Origin of the sequence: Aureimonas sp. D3, assembly GCF_001463805.1 — a bacterium.
Lineage (GTDB): Bacteria > Pseudomonadota > Alphaproteobacteria > Rhizobiales > Rhizobiaceae > Aureimonas > Aureimonas ureilytica_A.
Window position 1 is genome coordinate 86,590 of the sequence record NZ_BBWM01000063.1, and the last position, 17,000, is coordinate 103,589.

The following is a 17,000-nucleotide window of genomic DNA, read 5'->3' on the forward strand; positions in this document are numbered from 1 at the left end:
TGTACCTACCTCAGCCTGATGCGGAACGCGCCGAGCAAGTTGCGGCTTTCAAGCCACGTCTGCACTTCGGACGTATAAGCGCTTAAAAGGGCCTCGCTGTTGGCTGCGGCGCGAATGAAAGCGACGACGCTTGATGGGATATCGGACGCCGCAAGACCGTTCCATGCCGCCTCGTGCTGGCTGACGAGCGTGTCGAGATTGGCAATCGCCGCCTTGGGGTCAGCAGGCAGGCTGGTACCCAAGGTCGCTATCTCGCTTCGGATCTGCCGTATCTTGGCAACGCTCACCCGAAATTGCGGCACCTGGCCGAGCGCACTCAAGACGTCATCGGCGCCAAAGGCGGCGCGCTTATCGACATAGGTTTTCCACGCAGCACCCGCCGCCTTGTGTCCCGCGCTAGCGATACCGTTGAGGCGGTCAATGAAGGCGTGCTTGATGTCGAACGGCGGATCATTGACCTTTGCTGGATCCTCCTTGATCGCGTCGCGCAGCGTGCGCGCCTTCTCGGCATAGCCGAAACCATCGCTTGGCTTGAAATCGACCGGAACACCGGCTTCCGCAAGTGCGGTTAGCTTCTCGCGAAGGCTCGCCATGAGCAGCGAAGCGGTCTCGAACTGCTTCGCGCGTGTACCGAACTGTTCGGCTTCGGCGGCACTATTCTTGAGCTTCTGGTAGGTGTCGATCTTTGCTGCGAGCGTGGTGGCGCGGTCAAGCAGCATCGGCTTGCTCCTCATCAATCGTCGCCATCGCGATCAAATCGGCCTCAATCGCGGTAAGCGCTGCATCAATCTGATTGAGACTAGCCGCCACTGCGCCGTGCTTGGCAACGAGACTCTGACTGGTCGCGCCGATATTGTTGTCAACGGTGTCGAGAAAGGCCTGTGCCGCGGCGACCAGAGCGGTCCCCGCATCGACCGCGCCGCGCCGGCCTCGACCAAAATGAGGAAGCGCGGCAACTGCATCGCCTTCGCTGCCAAGTGCCCGCGCAGCTGCCAGCGAGTCATCGAAGTATATTGTCCTGAAGCGGTCAAGCGCGTCGGTCAAAACGCGTCCCGTGGTGCTGGTGCCGATACCGGCGTCAGCCACGGCCTGCCGCGCTGCATCGAGCGCCGATATGATAGAGGCGCGCGTAGCGGTCGCGCCGAACGCGTCTTGCATCGCATTGAGCCAGGATTTGCGGACCGCCATCTCGGAGTTCGCTGCCCTGGGGAGCGCGTCCCTCGCCTCGCGATAGAGTTTGGCGGGCTCTTGTGTCTCACCATCGGGGGGCTGAAGACGCAACTGCCATTTGGCCTGACGAAAATCACGAATGGGCCCGAGGATACGGCCTGGATTGAGCATTGCACCGGCTCGGCCGCCCTTCATGCTCGACATTTGGGATTGCGCGATTCCCACCAGCTTTTCGCGTTGTCTTGTCAGCTTGTCGTACAGCGCCTTCATCTCGGGTGCCGTGCTCGCGCACCCGCTTGCCCATTGTGCGCTGAACGCTGCGTCGATCATATCGGCGATCTTTGAGTCGGGCTTGATCTTGCCGCCGATCGCCGCGCCGATGCAGAGGAGTTCGACCGCGGCCGCCGCCTGGTTCCACTGCGGCGTAGGCTGGCAGATGTCGCGCAATTGCGCCTCGACATCCTTCGCCCAGATCTCGACGCAATCGAGGAAAGCGCCGAGCATCTTTTCGCCATTGGAGAATTCCCAGCGGAACTGATCCTTGCTGGCGCGCAGCACCCCCTGAAGGGCCGCTGCCGCCGTTTCGGGCTGCACAAGGTTACCCGGGATAACCAGCTTGACCTGCAAGTCGGTGCGAACCTGCGTCGTTTGGCGATCGAAGCTGATGCTCGCTGTTTGGAACGCCTTACCGGTTCGACCGACGAAACTCGCCTTCGCCAGCCCAACCATGTCCCAATCGATGGCATTGGAGACGGCCGAATAGACCAGCAATCTGAGATTGTTTGCGATGGATTGGTCCAACCCCTGTCCGCCGACCCATTGCTCGATAAGCAGGTCTTCCTTGCTGGCAACGTTACGCTGCGGCGCTTCAAACGTCGGCGTGTCGGCAGTTGGCTGGTTCGGCTTCGCCGTGTCGGCGCCCGGTATCTCGGGAACCTCGAACGCTGCTCGAAGCCTCTCGTCGAGATTGGCGATCGTGCCGGTGCCATCATAAAGTTCGAGAAAGGAGGCCCAGCGCTGGTAATTCTGCGGATTGCGATTGCGCAGTTCGGCTTGAGCGACGGCTGGGAGGGCCGTGATGCCGCCGAGCTTCTCGAGAAGCTTGAAAGGCGGAAACGTGCCGGTCGTGATTTCGGGACCGAAATTGTCGAGCACCTCGACGAGCAGGTCGTTCTGAAGGACGCGGGGATTGAGCCGTTCCGGCATCGAAGCATCGGCACGCGACGCGGCGTTCCACAATGCGTCGGGGGTAAATGGATAGAGGCCATAGCCGTCGACCTCACCGAATACGGCGTGGCATTCGGTCTGATGGATGCACATGTCGCATTTGGAGCGCGGGCTTTCGCCCGGTGCCGCAGCGTCGCTCCATTGGGCGATGCCGTCCCGTCCAAGCCGTACGGCGTTAAGATAGCGCGCCGTGAACTGGCTGAGCGAAGCTTTAGTGATCGACCGGCCCTCGGCTCGGCCAGCGGACCGATCCATGTCGACTATATGCGTCGTACGCATATAGGCAGTCTCCGCCACGCTCTGGAAGAAGCCCGTGGTGACCGCGATCGCTGTTCGCATCTTGCACTGGCGCTCGTCGCCCTGTGAAGTGATTGCCTGCAGCAGCGCACGGTCGATGCCTTGAAGGCGCGCGAATTCCTCTACGAGAAGGACGAGTTCCTGGCCCTGCGATTTGAGGTAGGTGCGCAAACGGGTCATCAGTTCCTCGACCCGGTCGCCAGAGAAACTCAAGGTTCGTGCTACGGCGCGATCAAGATTGCGGTTGATGATCCGAATCGCGAGCGGAAGGTGTACTGCGGGGTCAAGTTCAATGAGGTCGATGGCGTCTCGCGCAAGGCGCGAGGCATGTGCGAAGTCCATGCCGCCAAGCGGCAAGTCACTCTCGACGAAGACGCGACGTTGATCGGGACGATCCTTCGCGTTGGACGGCGCAAAGATATGGTCGACGATTTCGGCGATGACGGTGTTGTCGCCGAGGAAATGCGCTTTGCGCATATGAGGATCTTGGAACAGATCGGGAAGGCTGCTCGCAAGCCCCTCCTCGAACTCGTCGGCATCCGTCGGCAGGACTTCCTCACGGATCACCTGTGCAAGATCGTTGAGTAATTGCTGCTTCTGGTCTGCCCGGCTTTGTGTTCCATCGCCCGCCGATTGCAGCGTTTCGAGGAAATTCGCCTGTTGCTCGGATGGTAATTCGGCGATGATCATCTTAACGATGTTGCGCAGCGACGTGCCCGACTTGCGCACCACCAGGACGACCCTCTCCCTGGTCGGCTTGATGTTGAGCCGCATCCAGTGAACGAGATGCGATTTACCCGAGCCCGTTTCGCCTAGGATGGCCGCCAGTGCATGCGGCCGCTCCTCACGCAGAAAATCCGCGAGAAAGGCCGGCGGCGTCATGTCCGCCCACGACGCCTCGCTGATCTCCTGGAACGACTTGCCGACCTGCGGGCTAACCTTGAGGTCCCAATCGCTATGCACCGCACGGAAAAGGCTATCGCTGATGTGCTCGGCGAATGGATTGATCACCTGGCGGACGGCACCGGGATCCCAGCAGAGAAAATTGCGCATCATGCTGCCACTCGCAGCGCAATACGGCTCACGCGACCTTCGCGCGAGCCGAAATCGAGAATGCGGCCGGGTGCGTCCGCGAGGGTCGCCATAGTCAGTCGCTGGCGGTCGGCAAGTCGCTGCAGCGCAAGACTGGTGGTGATCGACAGACGCTTGTCGCCGTCCGCCAACGGAGTGAGCCGCATAGCTTCATAATCCTGGCGAACACTTCCGGTCTCGAAGACCGGAAAGATTGCCGCCAACCGCTTCATGAATTGCTCGATCGGTAGGTCGTTGCTCTCGGAGAAAATGGCAGGGAGCGCGCTTTCGATTGCCTTAACCGGATCGGGGATCACCCGGCGCGAGGTGACGTCCTCGGCATCGCTGCCACCCCCGACGATGGTGGCGAAGCCGAGGTAACGCGCCCAATACAGGAAATTCTGGTAGCGATTGAGCGAGGTTAATTCGGTCTTCGACGCCTGATCCCCGATCTGCGCTTTCAGGTTGTTTTGCGGCGCCTCGGAGAAATTCATCGGCCGCAGCGGGCTGGAACTCAGAAACCAGGACAATGCGACCATGAAGCCGGCTTGCTGTGTTTCGACTGCGCGCGTCGGATCGAACAAAGTGCGTCGCATGAATGCTAAGAAGAACGTTTCGCTGCCCTTGTCTTTTTTCCCGCCGCCGCGCGCGTCGGCGGTCAGCCGCACCTTGTCCTCAACCTCTTCGACCAGACCGATGCGCCGTGCTTCGGCAAGCGTGTTACTGAACAACGTCGTGGTCGACTCGCCATCATCATCTCCGCCGCGTCCACTGAGTGACGGCGGCGTGGCCCAAGCCTCGATCCGGTTTTTGGCTTCGCCATTTTCGCTGTCGAACAAGGCGAAATAGATCGCAAACAATCGACTCGGAACAGCTTGGGCAGTCGTGATTATACTCATTGCGCTACTCTTGCGTTAAATTCGTCGAGCGTCAGCGTCCGACCACCGAAGACATCTTTCAACCTGCGTCCATCCGGTGCGGGCTGATCGATTGGCGCGAGGAAAATGCGGGGATTGTCAGGCCGCGGCGCGAGGTTCTGCGGCTCGATAGTTTGCCGATCCCCGACCATGACAAGTTCGGGTCCACGCGGAAGGCGCGATAAGGCAAGGGAGGACAAGTCACTGACGAAGAATGCCAACTTTTCCGCAAATTTGAGAACTCGGCCCATATCGAATGGTTGCGGGCCGAGCGTGATCAACTTGGCGAGACGGGCCTGCGCTAGGCGCTGCAGCGTGTCACCAAGGCGGCGCGATGCATTGCGCGCGAGGTCGTGAGGATCGTAGCTGACCAAAAGCCGGAGATCGTGGCCGAGAAGGTTGGCGACCAGCGGATCGAGCGGCACGGTCCATGGGCCGCGCGGTTCGCCGACTGCTACGCTGTTGAGACGAGAAGCCTCGTCGGACCGGCAGCGGTTGCAGCGACTGCACGTTCGTCCGACCCGGTTCGCACCGTACAAATCTTCAAGGATCGCGGCCGGACAGCGATCGTCGCGAAGATGCTCCCGCATAAGGTCGAGATTGCGCTTGGCGGCAAGCCAGCCGACCCGGCGCACGGGTTCGACGCGCGACTGCCATTGCGCCAGGTCGAGATGATGATCGTCGATAATCTCAATCTCGAGCCAGTCGCCCTCCTGTTCGATCCGCGGGTAGGGTGTGCCGAGTAGTCGCAGAATGCCGGCACGCGCCATCAGGGCGACTGTGCGCAAGTTCCAGTCGGTATTGGCATCGCCGAACATATCAATGTCGCGTTCATCGGTGCCGGGGCGGCCATCAATCCGCACGGCGAAGCGTCCGTTCGCAAGGCTGGTCTTGCGCGCGAACATCGCAGACCAGCGATGGTAGCCGCGATCAATGCTGATGACTTGCTGGGCGTTAATGCGCTCGGCGATCCCCAGGTCTTTTTCTGTCGGCACAACCAGCGAAAGCGCAGCCTTGCCGTCGCGCCCGCCGCGCCCGACCTCTTGGTAGAATCGATCGAGCGTCTCTGGAACGCAGGCATGGATCACGCTGCGGGCGTGCCCGTAATCGATGCCAAGCCCGAACGCGGAAGTTCCGACGACGATATCGAGTGCGCCGTCGCGCCACTGGCTGACAATTTCCTCTCGCTCGGCCCGCCCGGTCTTGCCGTGAAGCTTACGAACCCGGCGAAACCCCGCGTTGATCAGACGCGCATACCAGGCGTTGGCAGCCGCAACCTCGGTGACATAAAGCACCGCCGGCCTAGGCACGTGGTGAAGCGCCTCCAGGACTTGGATAGTTTGGCTGGCCTCGTTGGTCGATGGCGCAATCCAATAGTCCGGTTCGGGCCGCAATTGCACCGCCGCCAGGCTTTCAAAATTGCTTTCGGCGCCGAACAGAGAGCGCAAGGTTTCGAGCGATGTGTCGGTGAGTGTCGCTGACAACATGAGGGTGCGCAGCGCTTGGCCGAGCGGCGCTGCCGACAGCAGTTCGCGCCGCAAGCCGCTCAATTCCTGGAACTCGGTCCGAAAGCCCGTCCCCCATTGGTCGACGAGATGGGCTTCATCGATCACCAGCGCGCGCAACAGACCTGCCTCGGCCGCGCGCCGCAACGGGTCGCGCAGACGGCCGCATGCGGCTTCAGGCGACGCGAAGCACAGGCCTTGGGTGCCGTCGGCGATCCGTTCGGCGATAATATTGTTCTGGGTGTCGTTGCCACCCTGGAAAGCGAGCGGGCGCGACAGGCTGCAGACCTCGACCGCTTCTTGTTCGTGATTGACCCCGAGCGCGACGGTAGGGACGATCACCAAGGTTACGCCGCGGTTTTCCTCTTGGTCCGCGCCAACGAAGCCGACCGTCTGGACAAGCTGGAAGATCATGCTCTTGCCCTCGCCTGTAGGCAGAGCAATGACGAGGCTTCCGCCTGCGGGAGTCGAGAGCGCGGCACGTACAGCAGCGCGCTGTCCGCGGCTGCGATAGGAGGTTCGACCGACGGCGGCGAGCAATGGATCGCCCTCGCAACCCACCCTGTTAAACTCACGGCGGGTTGCCTCGGATGCAGCAAGAGTTTCGACTCCGTCGCCAGGAACCGCGAGCCATGCCGGTTTCCAGGGCCGGAGCGTCACCAGTCGCGCTCCGCCAGCGGGAGTGTTGTGTAGCCCGACCGCATCCCAACTGGTGAACCCGTCGAAGCGTGGGTGCGACACCAGGACAGCGGAGGGCACCATGGCGCCGCGCCGGGCATGCTCATAGGTCATGGCTTGACGGAGCAACACGGCCAGGTCGAGTGGGCTCGCCTGGCGCGCCGGATCGACCAACGCTTTGCGCAAACGCTCGACCGCGGGCGACCTGGCCTGCCAGTTCGCCTCTCTATTAGTACGGGTAAGCAATTGGGTCAGGGCGACAAAGGCGTCGTGGCCATCGAGGTCAACCATGAGCGGACCTCGTGAGCGCCCCACCCAGAATGAAACATCCCATGGCGTCGAGCCGGATGGCGGGTGAGGCGATGCTGGGCAGGATTGACTCGATCAGAGCGATATCTTCGCGTGCCATCGAGTCGCCAGCCGATTGGCGCCGTTGCAGCCGGTTTTGGCGCCGCTGCAGATCGCTTGCCGCCCGTGTCGTCGCCGCGGTGATCGCATCGAGCAGGGCGGGTTGCTCAGACAAGGTTTGCCGCGCGCCGTTCCGCACGCGACGGCACACTGCCGGAAACAACGCGGGGTCAATATAGTCGGCGAGGATATGCGGTCGGCTTCCGAGATTGATGTCGGCGCTAAAGCCTTTGCGATGCCCGTTATACGGCTTGGAGAGGATGGCGAGCAGCGCAGGATCTATGACCGTCTCACCATTGATGTCGATAAACAGGGTCTGCTCGCTCTGCGCAAAATAGCGCTGCGCGCGGCGTAGCGCGGCAAGTTCGGCGCGCGACGGCGCGAGCAAGTCGGCGATGCCGAAACTAGGCTCGATCGTGAAGCAGAGCTTGAATCCAATCCAGGCATCCCCAAGCCAGTTCTCGACCGGCCGATAAGTTACAAACGCGGTTCCGCGATCGTCCCAGCGCGTGAAGCGCATCAGCACGTCAATAAGCGGCGTACCCGGGCGCAGCAACGTCACGGCGGTCCGGCGTGTCGCGATCCGGCGCTTCCAACTCAGCGGTTGGCTGTCGTCGAGTTCTAATTGCTTTTGCCACGGCAAGCGCGGGATCAATGTCTGCTTGGTTATGCCGAGCTTGAATGGATCTTCCTCGGGCCAGGCATAGGGCCGCTTCTTGAGTTGCAGTGTGTCGATCAGCCACTGATCGACACCGGCCTCAAGCGCCGCCTCATCAGCTTCGGCGTTATCCAAAGCCTCTATAAGAGTTTCGACCGGTTCCTCTGCAAGCGCGATACGGTCGAGGGCGTATTGTTCGTCCTGCGACTTTCGCTCGTGGGAGATCTGGCCTTTGATCTCCTCAGCCAGCGCGATTAGCGCATTGGGCCCGGTCATCAGCAGGGTGTCGAGCGCGCGGGTCTCGAAATTATCCAGCAGGAATTGCACATCGCTGATCGAGCGGTGGAAAATCGACAGGCCGTCGGCGAGCAAGGCCTGCCAGGCTGCAAAGGGACTTTCGTCTTCGTCCGAAGGCAAGAGGATCCGGTGACGGATGATCCCCTGTCGCCGGCCATAGCGGTCGAGGCGGCCGATGCGCTGCTCGATCCTGGCAGCGCTCAGCGGCAGGTCGAGATGCACGATCGCATTGGAGAAGCTGAAATTGAGACCTTCTTCGGCCGTCCGGTCGCCAATGAGAACCGCGGCATCGGGCGCTTGCGTGAACGCCGCGACGACGTCCTCCTTGTCATCGCCCACGTCACCTCCCGAGACGAGTAGAAAGCACGGTATGTCGCAGAGCGCCTCCTGCAAAGCTCGGTGGAACGCGGTTGCCAGCGCCTCACGCGTCGCGAACACAACGATCTTGGGGTGATCGACGTCAGCCCGCAGCGTCTTGATCAGCCTCCGCACGCTTTCGACCATCGTTTCGATGCGGTCGGCATCGTCGTGGTCCTGGGCTTGCTCGCGCAGCGCGTCGAGGATTTCCGCCTCGCCGGCGAAGATCGGCATGACACCAGCCAGCCAGGCGCGAAGAGCGTCGGCGCCTTCAGACACCGCGCCGAGAAGATCGCGGTAGCGCCGGGCGAGAAGCGGCACCCCCGGATTGCCATCGACTAGCGAGTCGACCGCGGCCGACCGCCAGTCTTCAAGCGTGCCAAGCAGCACCGCCAGGCTGTCGTTCGGATCGCCTTCGATGCGCACATGGGTCATGGCGCCGTCATCAGGTCCGCGTGATCGAAACTCCCATCCCTGGGCATCGGCGCGACGCGACCGGATCAGACGCTGGTGGATGCGATAGCTGTCGGCGATATGCTCCTTGAGCGCGCCGCATAGGTTGGCGAGTCGTTCGGGTGCCTCTCGCGTTGCTTCAATCAACTGCGGTGCCAACTCTTGGACTACAGGATCGTCGGGAAAGCTACGGATTAGTTCAGCGCTGCGCTGCCGCAGCACAATGCCTGATGCGCCCGGGTCGAGACTAAGGAGTAAGCGGCCGATCGCCCGGCGCTGTTCGAGTTTTAGGCGAAAACCGTCAAGATCGTTGAGCGGATGGGTCAGTGGATCGAGCAAATTGAGCAGTGCTAGGAACCGAGCCTCCTCGCCGAGCGGCGGCGTTGCGGACAGCAGCAACAACACCGGCACGTCTCGGGCGAGTTCGCGCAACCGAGCCACCGATTCTGAAAGCAGGCCGTCCTCGAGTCCAACCAGATGATGCGCTTCGTCGACCACCAGAACATCGGGTGTTCGCGCGACCCGCTCGATTTCGGCATGCGAGCAACATTCGAAGGGCTCGTCGAACTGGTCGAGGCGGAGCTTTTCGGAAAGTTCGCGCCGCCACTGTTCGCACAGAGCCGATGGTGTTGCGATCAGCACGTCGGTGCCGGGATTGTCGATCAAATGTTGGCGGATGATCAGTCCGGCTTCGATAGTCTTGCCTAGCCCGACCTCATCGGCGAGCAAATAGCGTTGGATCGGGTCGCTAAGCACGCGTCGCACTGCTGCGATCTGGTGCGGCACGAAGTCGATCCCGGCCGAAAGCAGCGACGTCAGGCCTTGTGCGGCGCTGGTCAGCGACCGCAGCGGCTTCAGCGCGGCTTGCCGACGGTCGTGCAAGTATTGGCTTTCGGCAGCGTTGACCGCGAGCATTTCGGCCGGATCCTCGGGCGCATTCCACGGCCGGACGAACAGATCCACTTCGCTAAAATCCTCCCGCTTCCCGTTTGGAAATCTTACCTCGTATGTAACAAGGCCATTTGCCTGCTGGAAATAGTCGCTAATGCGGCCAACCCACATACGCTCGTCATCGAGAACATAGGCCCGAGTCTGCGGGCTCAAATAAGCGCGAGCGACCGTGTCAATCTCGCAGTCGACATGCTCGCTGCGATGGATCGAGTGGAAGATCGAGACGACGCAGCGGCCGTCGACCACGGACTGCAGCTTTCCTATGCCCTTTCTCCCGGGCAATTCGACTAGCATCCCTGTAAACAGACTCGCACCCCCCCCACGGGCGATTCGTAGAATCGCGCTCTTCCAGCATACTACTAAGGGTTGATAACCACCATAACAGCTGGAGGTGACATCGTCACCGACGCCATTCTGGAGGAGGTTGCCGCCTGGCAGGCCCGGCCGCTCGAGTTGGTCTATCCGCTCGTCTTCCTTGATGAAGTCAGGGTAAAGTTCCGAGACGGATGGGAAGCTTTGCATTGGCGGCCGCCTTGATCATGAAGGCGACGTCGACTGTCGGCGGCTTCGCGGCTCGATTTGGATGTTAAGCGTGGCGCCGCGGTTGTTGCCCGGTAAGTTAAACTGATCGCGCACAGGGTTCGGCTAAAGCGTTTTCCGATCAGTTTGCGTCATAGCCTGCGGCTCTGAAGTGGTTGGTGCATTCGGCAGGCTGGAAGAGCGGGATGAGTACGCCGACGGCGCTTCCAAAGCGCCTCGACGGTGCGCTCGGCCTTTGCCCGCATGAGGGCCTTGAGCTTCGAAAGGGCCATCTCAATTGGATCGAAGTCGGGCTGTAGGGCGGGAGGAAACGCGAGGACGCGCCCGCCGCTTCGATGGCCGTCCCACACGCCTTCGGGCTTGTGGGACGGAAGGTTGTCCATCTCGACAAGGTCTCTGGGCGAGAGCGTGGGCACCAAGACCTGCTCGACATAGGGCCGGAACGCCGCACCGTTCATCGGATCGTCGAGCAACATCGCCGCCGTCATGCCCGTCAGGCGCAGGGCCCCGGTGAAGGTCGTCGTCTTCTAGTGTCCGTGCGGCACGTTGAACCGGCACCGTTTACCTCGTGGGGCTCGGCCGCGGCGCCGCGCCATCTTGGTCGACAGGTTGGTCTCGTCGATGAAGACGAGCTTCGCGGAATCGAGATCGAACTGATCGTCGACGCGGGGGGCGCAGTTTCGTTTTGGTCCTTTCATTCGGCATGCTGTTCCACCAAGCGCGTGTTCCGGCGTTCGCTCGCGTAAAGCCATTCGAATTGCCTCGGCGACACGATGAAAGTACTACCGCTCGCTTTCGATTTCGGCATTGAGACTTTTCTCCTGCCCGGTCTTCGCACCCAAGGTGCACAGGTGTGAAGAGAACAATTCGAATGATAAGCGAGCGTTTCGGAAATGCTCGCAATTGCTCGTATCTGGGCTACGATTGCGCAATTCGTCCTCGTTAAACAGGGGGCATGACGTCGATCGATCCACGAGACTGGGCCCGTAAGTTCGCCGCCGACCTCACGGTAGGCGGGGAGCGTGTCCCGTTCGATCGGGTGCTTCGAGCCCATGCGACCGGCATTGCCACTCTTCGGTCGCAGGGCCTGACCTGGGCGAGCATGGCCCGGCTGCTGGCAGGCGCCGGCGTGCGACGGCCGGAAGGAAAAGTCTATTCAGCCGATCATCTCCGAGTCGCGTTCCAGCGGTGTGCACGCGGCGGCTCTGTTGCGCGCAGGCAGCCGATCGAGCGGTGCTCTGAAGCCGATCGAATCAACGCAGACTCTACTCAGCCGTCGACCTCCCCCAACCGCCATGAGCCGCCAATCCTTCCCTCTCGAGCGTCCCCTGCCGCATCGCGGTTGGGAGGAGCGTCGACGATGAAGACAACCGCGATGAAGACAACCGCCGGAGCGGCGAATGAGTGCCCCGACGACAAAGACATCTCGAGCGACGAGCTCGACAGTGTCCTCGATCGTCTGAACCGTAGCAAACAATGAGGATCGAAGTTTTGCCCACTGAGCAGCTCAAGTCGCCAATCGCGCCAATTAAGTCTTTCGCACAGCTCCAGGCGATGACGGCCGACGCGCATCGGCGCGACGGCGGATCGCTCGAGGGCATCCCCGACGAATGTTCGCCCGATCTTTCGGAAGAAACGATCTATCCATCCGATAAGCGCTGGGTGGCACGCATCTACGTCGACGAGACGCGCGTCGAGCCGGAGCTCCAACCAGATCGCTTGTTGGCTCAGTACGCAGCGACGGAGGAGTTCAAAGGCTGGACCTTCGTCGTGCAAATGGTCCATCCGCAAAGTCTGCACCGTTTCCGACTTTCGCGTCATACACTGATGGAGGCCTCTTTCTTCGAGAATGGATATGTTTCAGACCTTGAGTTTCGGCGGTCATCCGGAAAAGGCAATCCGCGTGATTCGGGCTATTTCCAAGAACAGAAGAGAACTGTCGATGTAGCAGTTTACATGCTTGGCGTTATGCTGAAAGCTGCAGGTCCGGGCCTTTTTGATTGGAATGGAGCGGATGCAGGTCGCATTGCCTCCACTAACGACAAGGTGATCGATTGTTTAGAGCAGTTGTCCGGCAGCCAAAACCTGCGAAGGCCACGGCGCCTAAAGGACGACGATGAGGTCCTCGGTGTGGCTAAGACTGCCGTTCGCAGGAAGTACGGCCTCGTTGAGTATCAAGGACTTCTGCTGGGCTGTCATACGTTTCAACCGAACGATCTGATCCATTTCGCCTACGGCAGTTCGCCTCGAACAGAGCGCTTTCGCAAGACCCACGATGAGCAGCCAGTGTTCGGTTCGTCCCTAAGCGATGTGCGTAAACAGATTGAGTTCGAGCTGAAGCCCGAGGCATCAAAAGTCTTCTTCAGCGCCGCCAATTTCCAGCAGGGGAACGCGGAAGAGCGAGACAATCGAGCCCTCCTTCAGCCCGTTGTTACACCGGCTATGATCTTAGCGTGGTTCAGCCAAATTCTTGGTGTGATGCGGAAGGCCGCGTGGTGTGCTGAGCGCGACGAACTGAGCGATATCGCCAAAGACTTTCTGCACCGTGAAGCCAGCGCTCTTGCTACCCTCGAGAATGGCGATCGAGCTGTCCCAATTGGTGCTGTCGATTTGAAAGCCGCAGGCTTCAAGCCTGCATCGTCCGTCCAGGACCGCGTGGAACAGATTGCCAGCGATTGGCTCGAGGACCTGCCAAAACGAGGTATGAGCGAACTGTCCAGCGAGCAGACCGTCGATACACTGAGCTACGAGCAGTTGCTTGTCGCGCTCCTTCATGGCGCAGGATCGGACACTTGGGTAAGCGAAGGGGAGCGGCCGGAGCCTTGCGAAACGTTGATGTCTTGGGTCGGGCAGTTGAAGCGACGTGGCCTCCACACGCTTAGCCCGAGCATAGCGTATGATCTCGTTGTTCTCGCGGACGAGAGGCTCCCCGCCTACCTTGAAGGACCGCGGATGGATTTGTTGTCGTGGGAGGTATGGTCGGCACTCGTGGACGCTGCGCATGACGTTGTGCGCACGCGTAACCCCATCGAGGTCGAGTACCATTGGTCGCGCGACCTTGAACGACCCTGGGCGGTCGAGCGGCAGAACGAGGGTAGACTGGTTATCCGTGGCCCGCTCTTGAGCTTCCCGGCACTCGATGCGTCGTACTGGACCAAGGTGGCGCAGTTTCTCCGCGAGAACGGAGACTTCACCGTACCGCTTCGACGGTGATCGTTGATCACCGGCAGTTATGGCGACCGGGGATGGGCTGAGTCAAACCACGCGCTCTGGAGGAACGTCTGCGTTCCCCCAGAGCCGCTGCAACAGAAAGCCAAAAGTGACGGTCTAGATCCACGTTGCCTTACGCCGGCAGGATGCTGGCTTCAGCATCCCTCGCTCTCACCAGCGGTTGGCTTCAGCGTCGGACGCTTTGTCCATTCCGCTGCCACAAAGCCTTGGCTTTGGGCTTGCCAACGTGTCGGGGGCCAGTCGATCCGGTAGGCGGTGCCTGCGAAATGCAAGATGCCGCGGATGGTTTCCTCCGGTGTGTCGGGATCGAACAAGCCAAGCTCACCAGCGAACTGAGTGGCTGAGAAGACGTCGAGCTTTTCCTCAAACCCTATGGTGCGGCGCGTGTCATTCGAGTCGCCAGTCTTGTTCAGCTTGGTGCCGGTGATCTTGCGGGCCCCAAGATCGCGGACTGCGCGCTCGGTGGCTTCTCCGGGTACCTGGCGCCCATAGATCTTGATCTGGAATAGATCGGAGATGAGCTCGTTGGCATCGCCATACAGCTTTCGAAGCTGCCAGACCGACTGGAGTGCGATCATACAGGCCATGCCGTGCTCGCGGGCGACCGAAAGGCTCTGATCGATGCCCTCGATCTGTCCCAGCGAATAGAACTCATCAAGGGCCATGGTGACCTGTGGCCGCGGTCCGCGGCCGGTGGGCGATGCGACGGCTTGGCAGAGCCGGCGCAACACGCCGCCGCAGATGCTCGTCGAGAGCACCTTGTAGTCCGGGTGCGACTGAACGATCAGCACACGGGGGCCCTGCCAGCCGGGTGCCAGCGCGCGCTTGACCGAGAAACGGCGCTCGGGAGGATAAGAGCTCCAAGCATAGGCCATTGGACGCAGCGTCTTCAGGGCGCCGGAGGTCATCGTGGCGAGGATACCCTCGACGGTCTTCGACATTCCGTCCTCGCCGCCGCCCGCTAGAACAGGGCTGGCGCTCAGATCAAGTCGTTCGATCTGTTCGCGGATCGCGTCTGGCGGTTGCAGCACCATCGCGAGCAGATCTCGGGCGTTCCAGTCCGCGCCCTTGTCGGCGATGATCATGATGATGAGGTCTATCAAGACAAGGCGTGCGGTGTCGGCCCAAAAAGGCTGGTCCGAGGAGGGGATCACGACGATGACGAATTCGGCCGCTGCCGCCGGTCCATCGATGTCGGCCCCGATGTCCCAGGCCCAGCCGTCGCGATGCGTCGGCGAGATCAGGACGATCTCCTTCATCTGGAACGCTTGCGTGACGTCTCCCTTGGTGCAATGGAGGACAACGAAGTCCCCGCGCTCGATCGCCTGCTGTGCGTAAGCTCGCAAGATGTTCGACTTCCCGGATCCGGGTGCGCCAAGAATCATGATGTTGCGCAGCTCGAGTTGCCTCGGGATGACGATATGTGGAGCGATCGCTAAACCTACGTTTGCGCCCGGCTTTGCCTCCACCCTAAACGCGTTATTGAGGCGCATCTCTGCCTCCTCGTCGCGATGGATCATCGGATCTGCGTCGTCGGGCTGAGAGAAGGGATCGGTGTGAGGCGTATCTCGCCAAGCAAGGCGCACCACCCGGCCCCCGACCAGGAGCGCGATTACCAGCGCAAGGTTGACCCGAGCCCGGAGAGCATCGTCATCGCCTGAGGCAATTTGATACTGCAGCTGGTGGGGTTCCCAGACGGCGTAATAGCTGTCCCGCGCATCGCGAACGGGCGCAAGCGCAAGCGGAACGGCAAGCGCGAAGGCGAACGCCGCCCCGCCCATCAGGGCGCTGGTAAGAAGGGCTTTGCCGGGGTGACGACGCGGATTGTAACCCACGTTGAGATTGCCGAACGGGATCATTGGAACACCTCCAATACGCGAGAAAATTGGGAAAGAATGCTGTGATCGGGCAAGGCGTGCAGAAGGATCGCGATGATGCCGGTCAGGAACAGCATGAGCTCGACTCCCTTCGCGCTCGCCCGCCGAGTGTAGGGTGGGCGTCGCTCCTGCCGTCCACGCCAATCCACCTCGTTGAGGAGAATGCGCTTGGCGGCCAACTGTACCGGCCTGAACCGCGGTGATCCTTCACCGCTTGCCGGTGGGAGCACCGAAGAATTGGCGGTTGCCGCAACAGCCAGGCCTTCGACCGCCGCCTTGGGCAGGCGCTCGTGATAAAGCCTGCGGCCTTCCGCGCTAAGCCGGCGCGTGTCCGCCTCGCTCGGATGGCGACCGTGTCGAAGGGCGCCGGTGATGGCAATCGCAACGCGCGCCTCCACCTCGGCCCGCCACTCCGCCACGTTACGTTGAATGTCTTCAGCGGTCGGCAGAGCCGGGGATGTCCTCGGCTCGCCGTTGTTGTCGCTCGACACTTCGTTCGCCTCAGTCATTGCCGTCTCCCTCGACGGGAAGTGACAGCACGGTGGCGATCTGCCCCTGCATCTGGCGGAAGAAGCGCGTGATGTTGCCCCGCGCTATCTTGAAGTCGCCGACGCTCATCGCGAACTTCTTCGCGCCTTCCTCCGCATCGAGCGCCATGACCTTGAGGAACCGGGTGCCGGATTCCTCGAAGGGTTGCCAGAAGTCGGTGACGATGGCGGGCATGATCAGGCGCGGCGCGCCATCGACAAGCGGTGCCAACTCCTTGTCGAACAGCTTCTTTGCCGGGCTCTGCGGCTTGAGGCCGTCGATGCGCCCGCGGTCGTGGCAGTTCTCGACCAGCACCATCCGGGCGTGCGGCAAAGCCTCACGAACACGCCGCCAGGTCATCGCTGCAGCCTCAATGGCTTCCGGATCGGCCTGCACCGGCACGAAAATAAGGATGGGCAGGTTCCAGCGTACCGCATCGTCGTCGAGTTCGACATCGACGAAGAAATTTGTGACGTTCTCCACCTCTCGTGCGCCATTGTCGAAGAGTACGCTCGTGCCCGTCTTCATCGCGTCCATGCAGGCCGTGTAAACCGGCGTATAAGCGGTGCGCAGCAGGGAAGGCTGCTCCATCAAGAGGTCGCGATCGACCGTCAAGTTGACGACACGCGAGCCGAGCATCGCCTGCAGCCGCGGCTTGTCGTCGGCCTGGAAGGCGACGAACCGTGCCTTGGCCAAGGTAAGGACGTCGGCGACGGCGGTCATCAGCGTCGTCTTGCCGACGGCAGACTCCTGACTGATCGTGGCAATGAACGCCGGGAAAGTGGCAGGAAACAGAAGATTCGGGTCGGACATGAACAGGTCTCCTTCAGGCGTT

General features: G+C 61.3%; 9 protein-coding genes and 2 pseudogenes. 2 read left to right on the forward strand and 9 right to left on the reverse strand.

What is annotated here, in order from left to right:
* Nucleotides 1–5: 5 nt before the first annotated feature.
* From AUL36_RS19530 to dpdE, 5 genes are read right to left on the reverse strand one after another with little or no spacing between them, the layout of a single operon-like run.
* Nucleotides 6–719 (reverse strand): hypothetical protein, encoded by a 714-nt coding sequence (locus tag AUL36_RS19530; protein WP_062223446.1) that lies wholly within the window; start codon nucleotides 717–719, stop codon nucleotides 6–8.
* Complete coding sequence (gene dpdH, locus AUL36_RS19535; protein ID WP_062223447.1) at nucleotides 709–3,750, reverse strand: protein DpdH; 3,042 nt, start codon at nucleotides 3,748–3,750, stop codon at nucleotides 709–711. The genes AUL36_RS19530 and dpdH overlap by 11 nt, the downstream gene beginning before the upstream one ends.
* The gene (gene dpdG / locus AUL36_RS19540) at nucleotides 3,747–4,664 is read right to left on the reverse strand and encodes a protein DpdG (protein WP_210168874.1); all 918 of its coding nucleotides are present in this window, start codon (nucleotides 4,662–4,664) and stop codon (nucleotides 3,747–3,749) included. Before dpdG ends, dpdH begins: the two co-directional genes overlap by 4 nt.
* Nucleotides 4,661–7,156 (reverse strand): protein DpdF, encoded by a 2,496-nt coding sequence (dpdF, locus tag AUL36_RS19545; RefSeq protein ID WP_082655947.1) that lies wholly within the window; start codon nucleotides 7,154–7,156, stop codon nucleotides 4,661–4,663. Before dpdF ends, dpdG begins: the two co-directional genes overlap by 4 nt.
* Nucleotides 7,149–10,283: a protein DpdE gene (dpdE, locus tag AUL36_RS19550; RefSeq protein WP_082655948.1), complete on the reverse strand. Its 3,135-nt coding sequence runs from the start codon at nucleotides 10,281–10,283 to the stop codon at nucleotides 7,149–7,151. Before dpdE ends, dpdF begins: the two co-directional genes overlap by 8 nt.
* A 105-nt stretch (nucleotides 10,284–10,388) precedes the next feature.
* Between dpdE and AUL36_RS23965 the strand changes: the two are divergent.
* Nucleotides 10,389–10,493 (forward strand): annotated as a pseudogene (locus AUL36_RS23965) (transposase); the annotation flags it as partial.
* Between the two features lie 157 nt (nucleotides 10,494–10,650).
* Here the strand turns inward: AUL36_RS23965 and AUL36_RS19555 are convergent.
* Nucleotides 10,651–11,191: pseudogene (locus tag AUL36_RS19555) on the reverse strand (transposase); the annotation flags it as partial.
* An 829-nt stretch (nucleotides 11,192–12,020) separates the two neighbouring features.
* On the opposite strand from AUL36_RS19555, the gene AUL36_RS19565 reads away from it, so the two are divergent.
* Complete coding sequence (locus tag AUL36_RS19565) at nucleotides 12,021–13,742, forward strand: hypothetical protein (protein WP_210168875.1); 1,722 nt, start codon at nucleotides 12,021–12,023, stop codon at nucleotides 13,740–13,742.
* A gap of 152 nt (nucleotides 13,743–13,894) precedes the next feature.
* Here the strand turns inward: AUL36_RS19565 and AUL36_RS19570 are convergent, their stop codons facing one another.
* From AUL36_RS19570 to AUL36_RS19580, 3 genes are read right to left on the reverse strand one after another with little or no spacing between them, the layout of a single operon-like run.
* Nucleotides 13,895–15,619, reverse strand: coding sequence for a type IV secretion system DNA-binding domain-containing protein (locus AUL36_RS19570; protein ID WP_062223459.1), 1,725 nt, complete (start codon nucleotides 15,617–15,619; stop codon nucleotides 13,895–13,897).
* Entirely contained in the window at nucleotides 15,616–16,146 is a 531-nt protein-coding gene (locus tag AUL36_RS19575; RefSeq protein WP_062223461.1) for a hypothetical protein, read from the reverse strand. The genes AUL36_RS19570 and AUL36_RS19575 overlap by 4 nt, the downstream gene beginning before the upstream one ends.
* Nucleotides 16,139–16,978 (reverse strand): hypothetical protein, encoded by an 840-nt coding sequence (locus tag AUL36_RS19580; protein WP_062223463.1) that lies wholly within the window; start codon nucleotides 16,976–16,978, stop codon nucleotides 16,139–16,141. Before AUL36_RS19580 ends, AUL36_RS19575 begins: the two co-directional genes overlap by 8 nt.
* Between the last annotated feature and the right edge of the window lie 22 nt (nucleotides 16,979–17,000).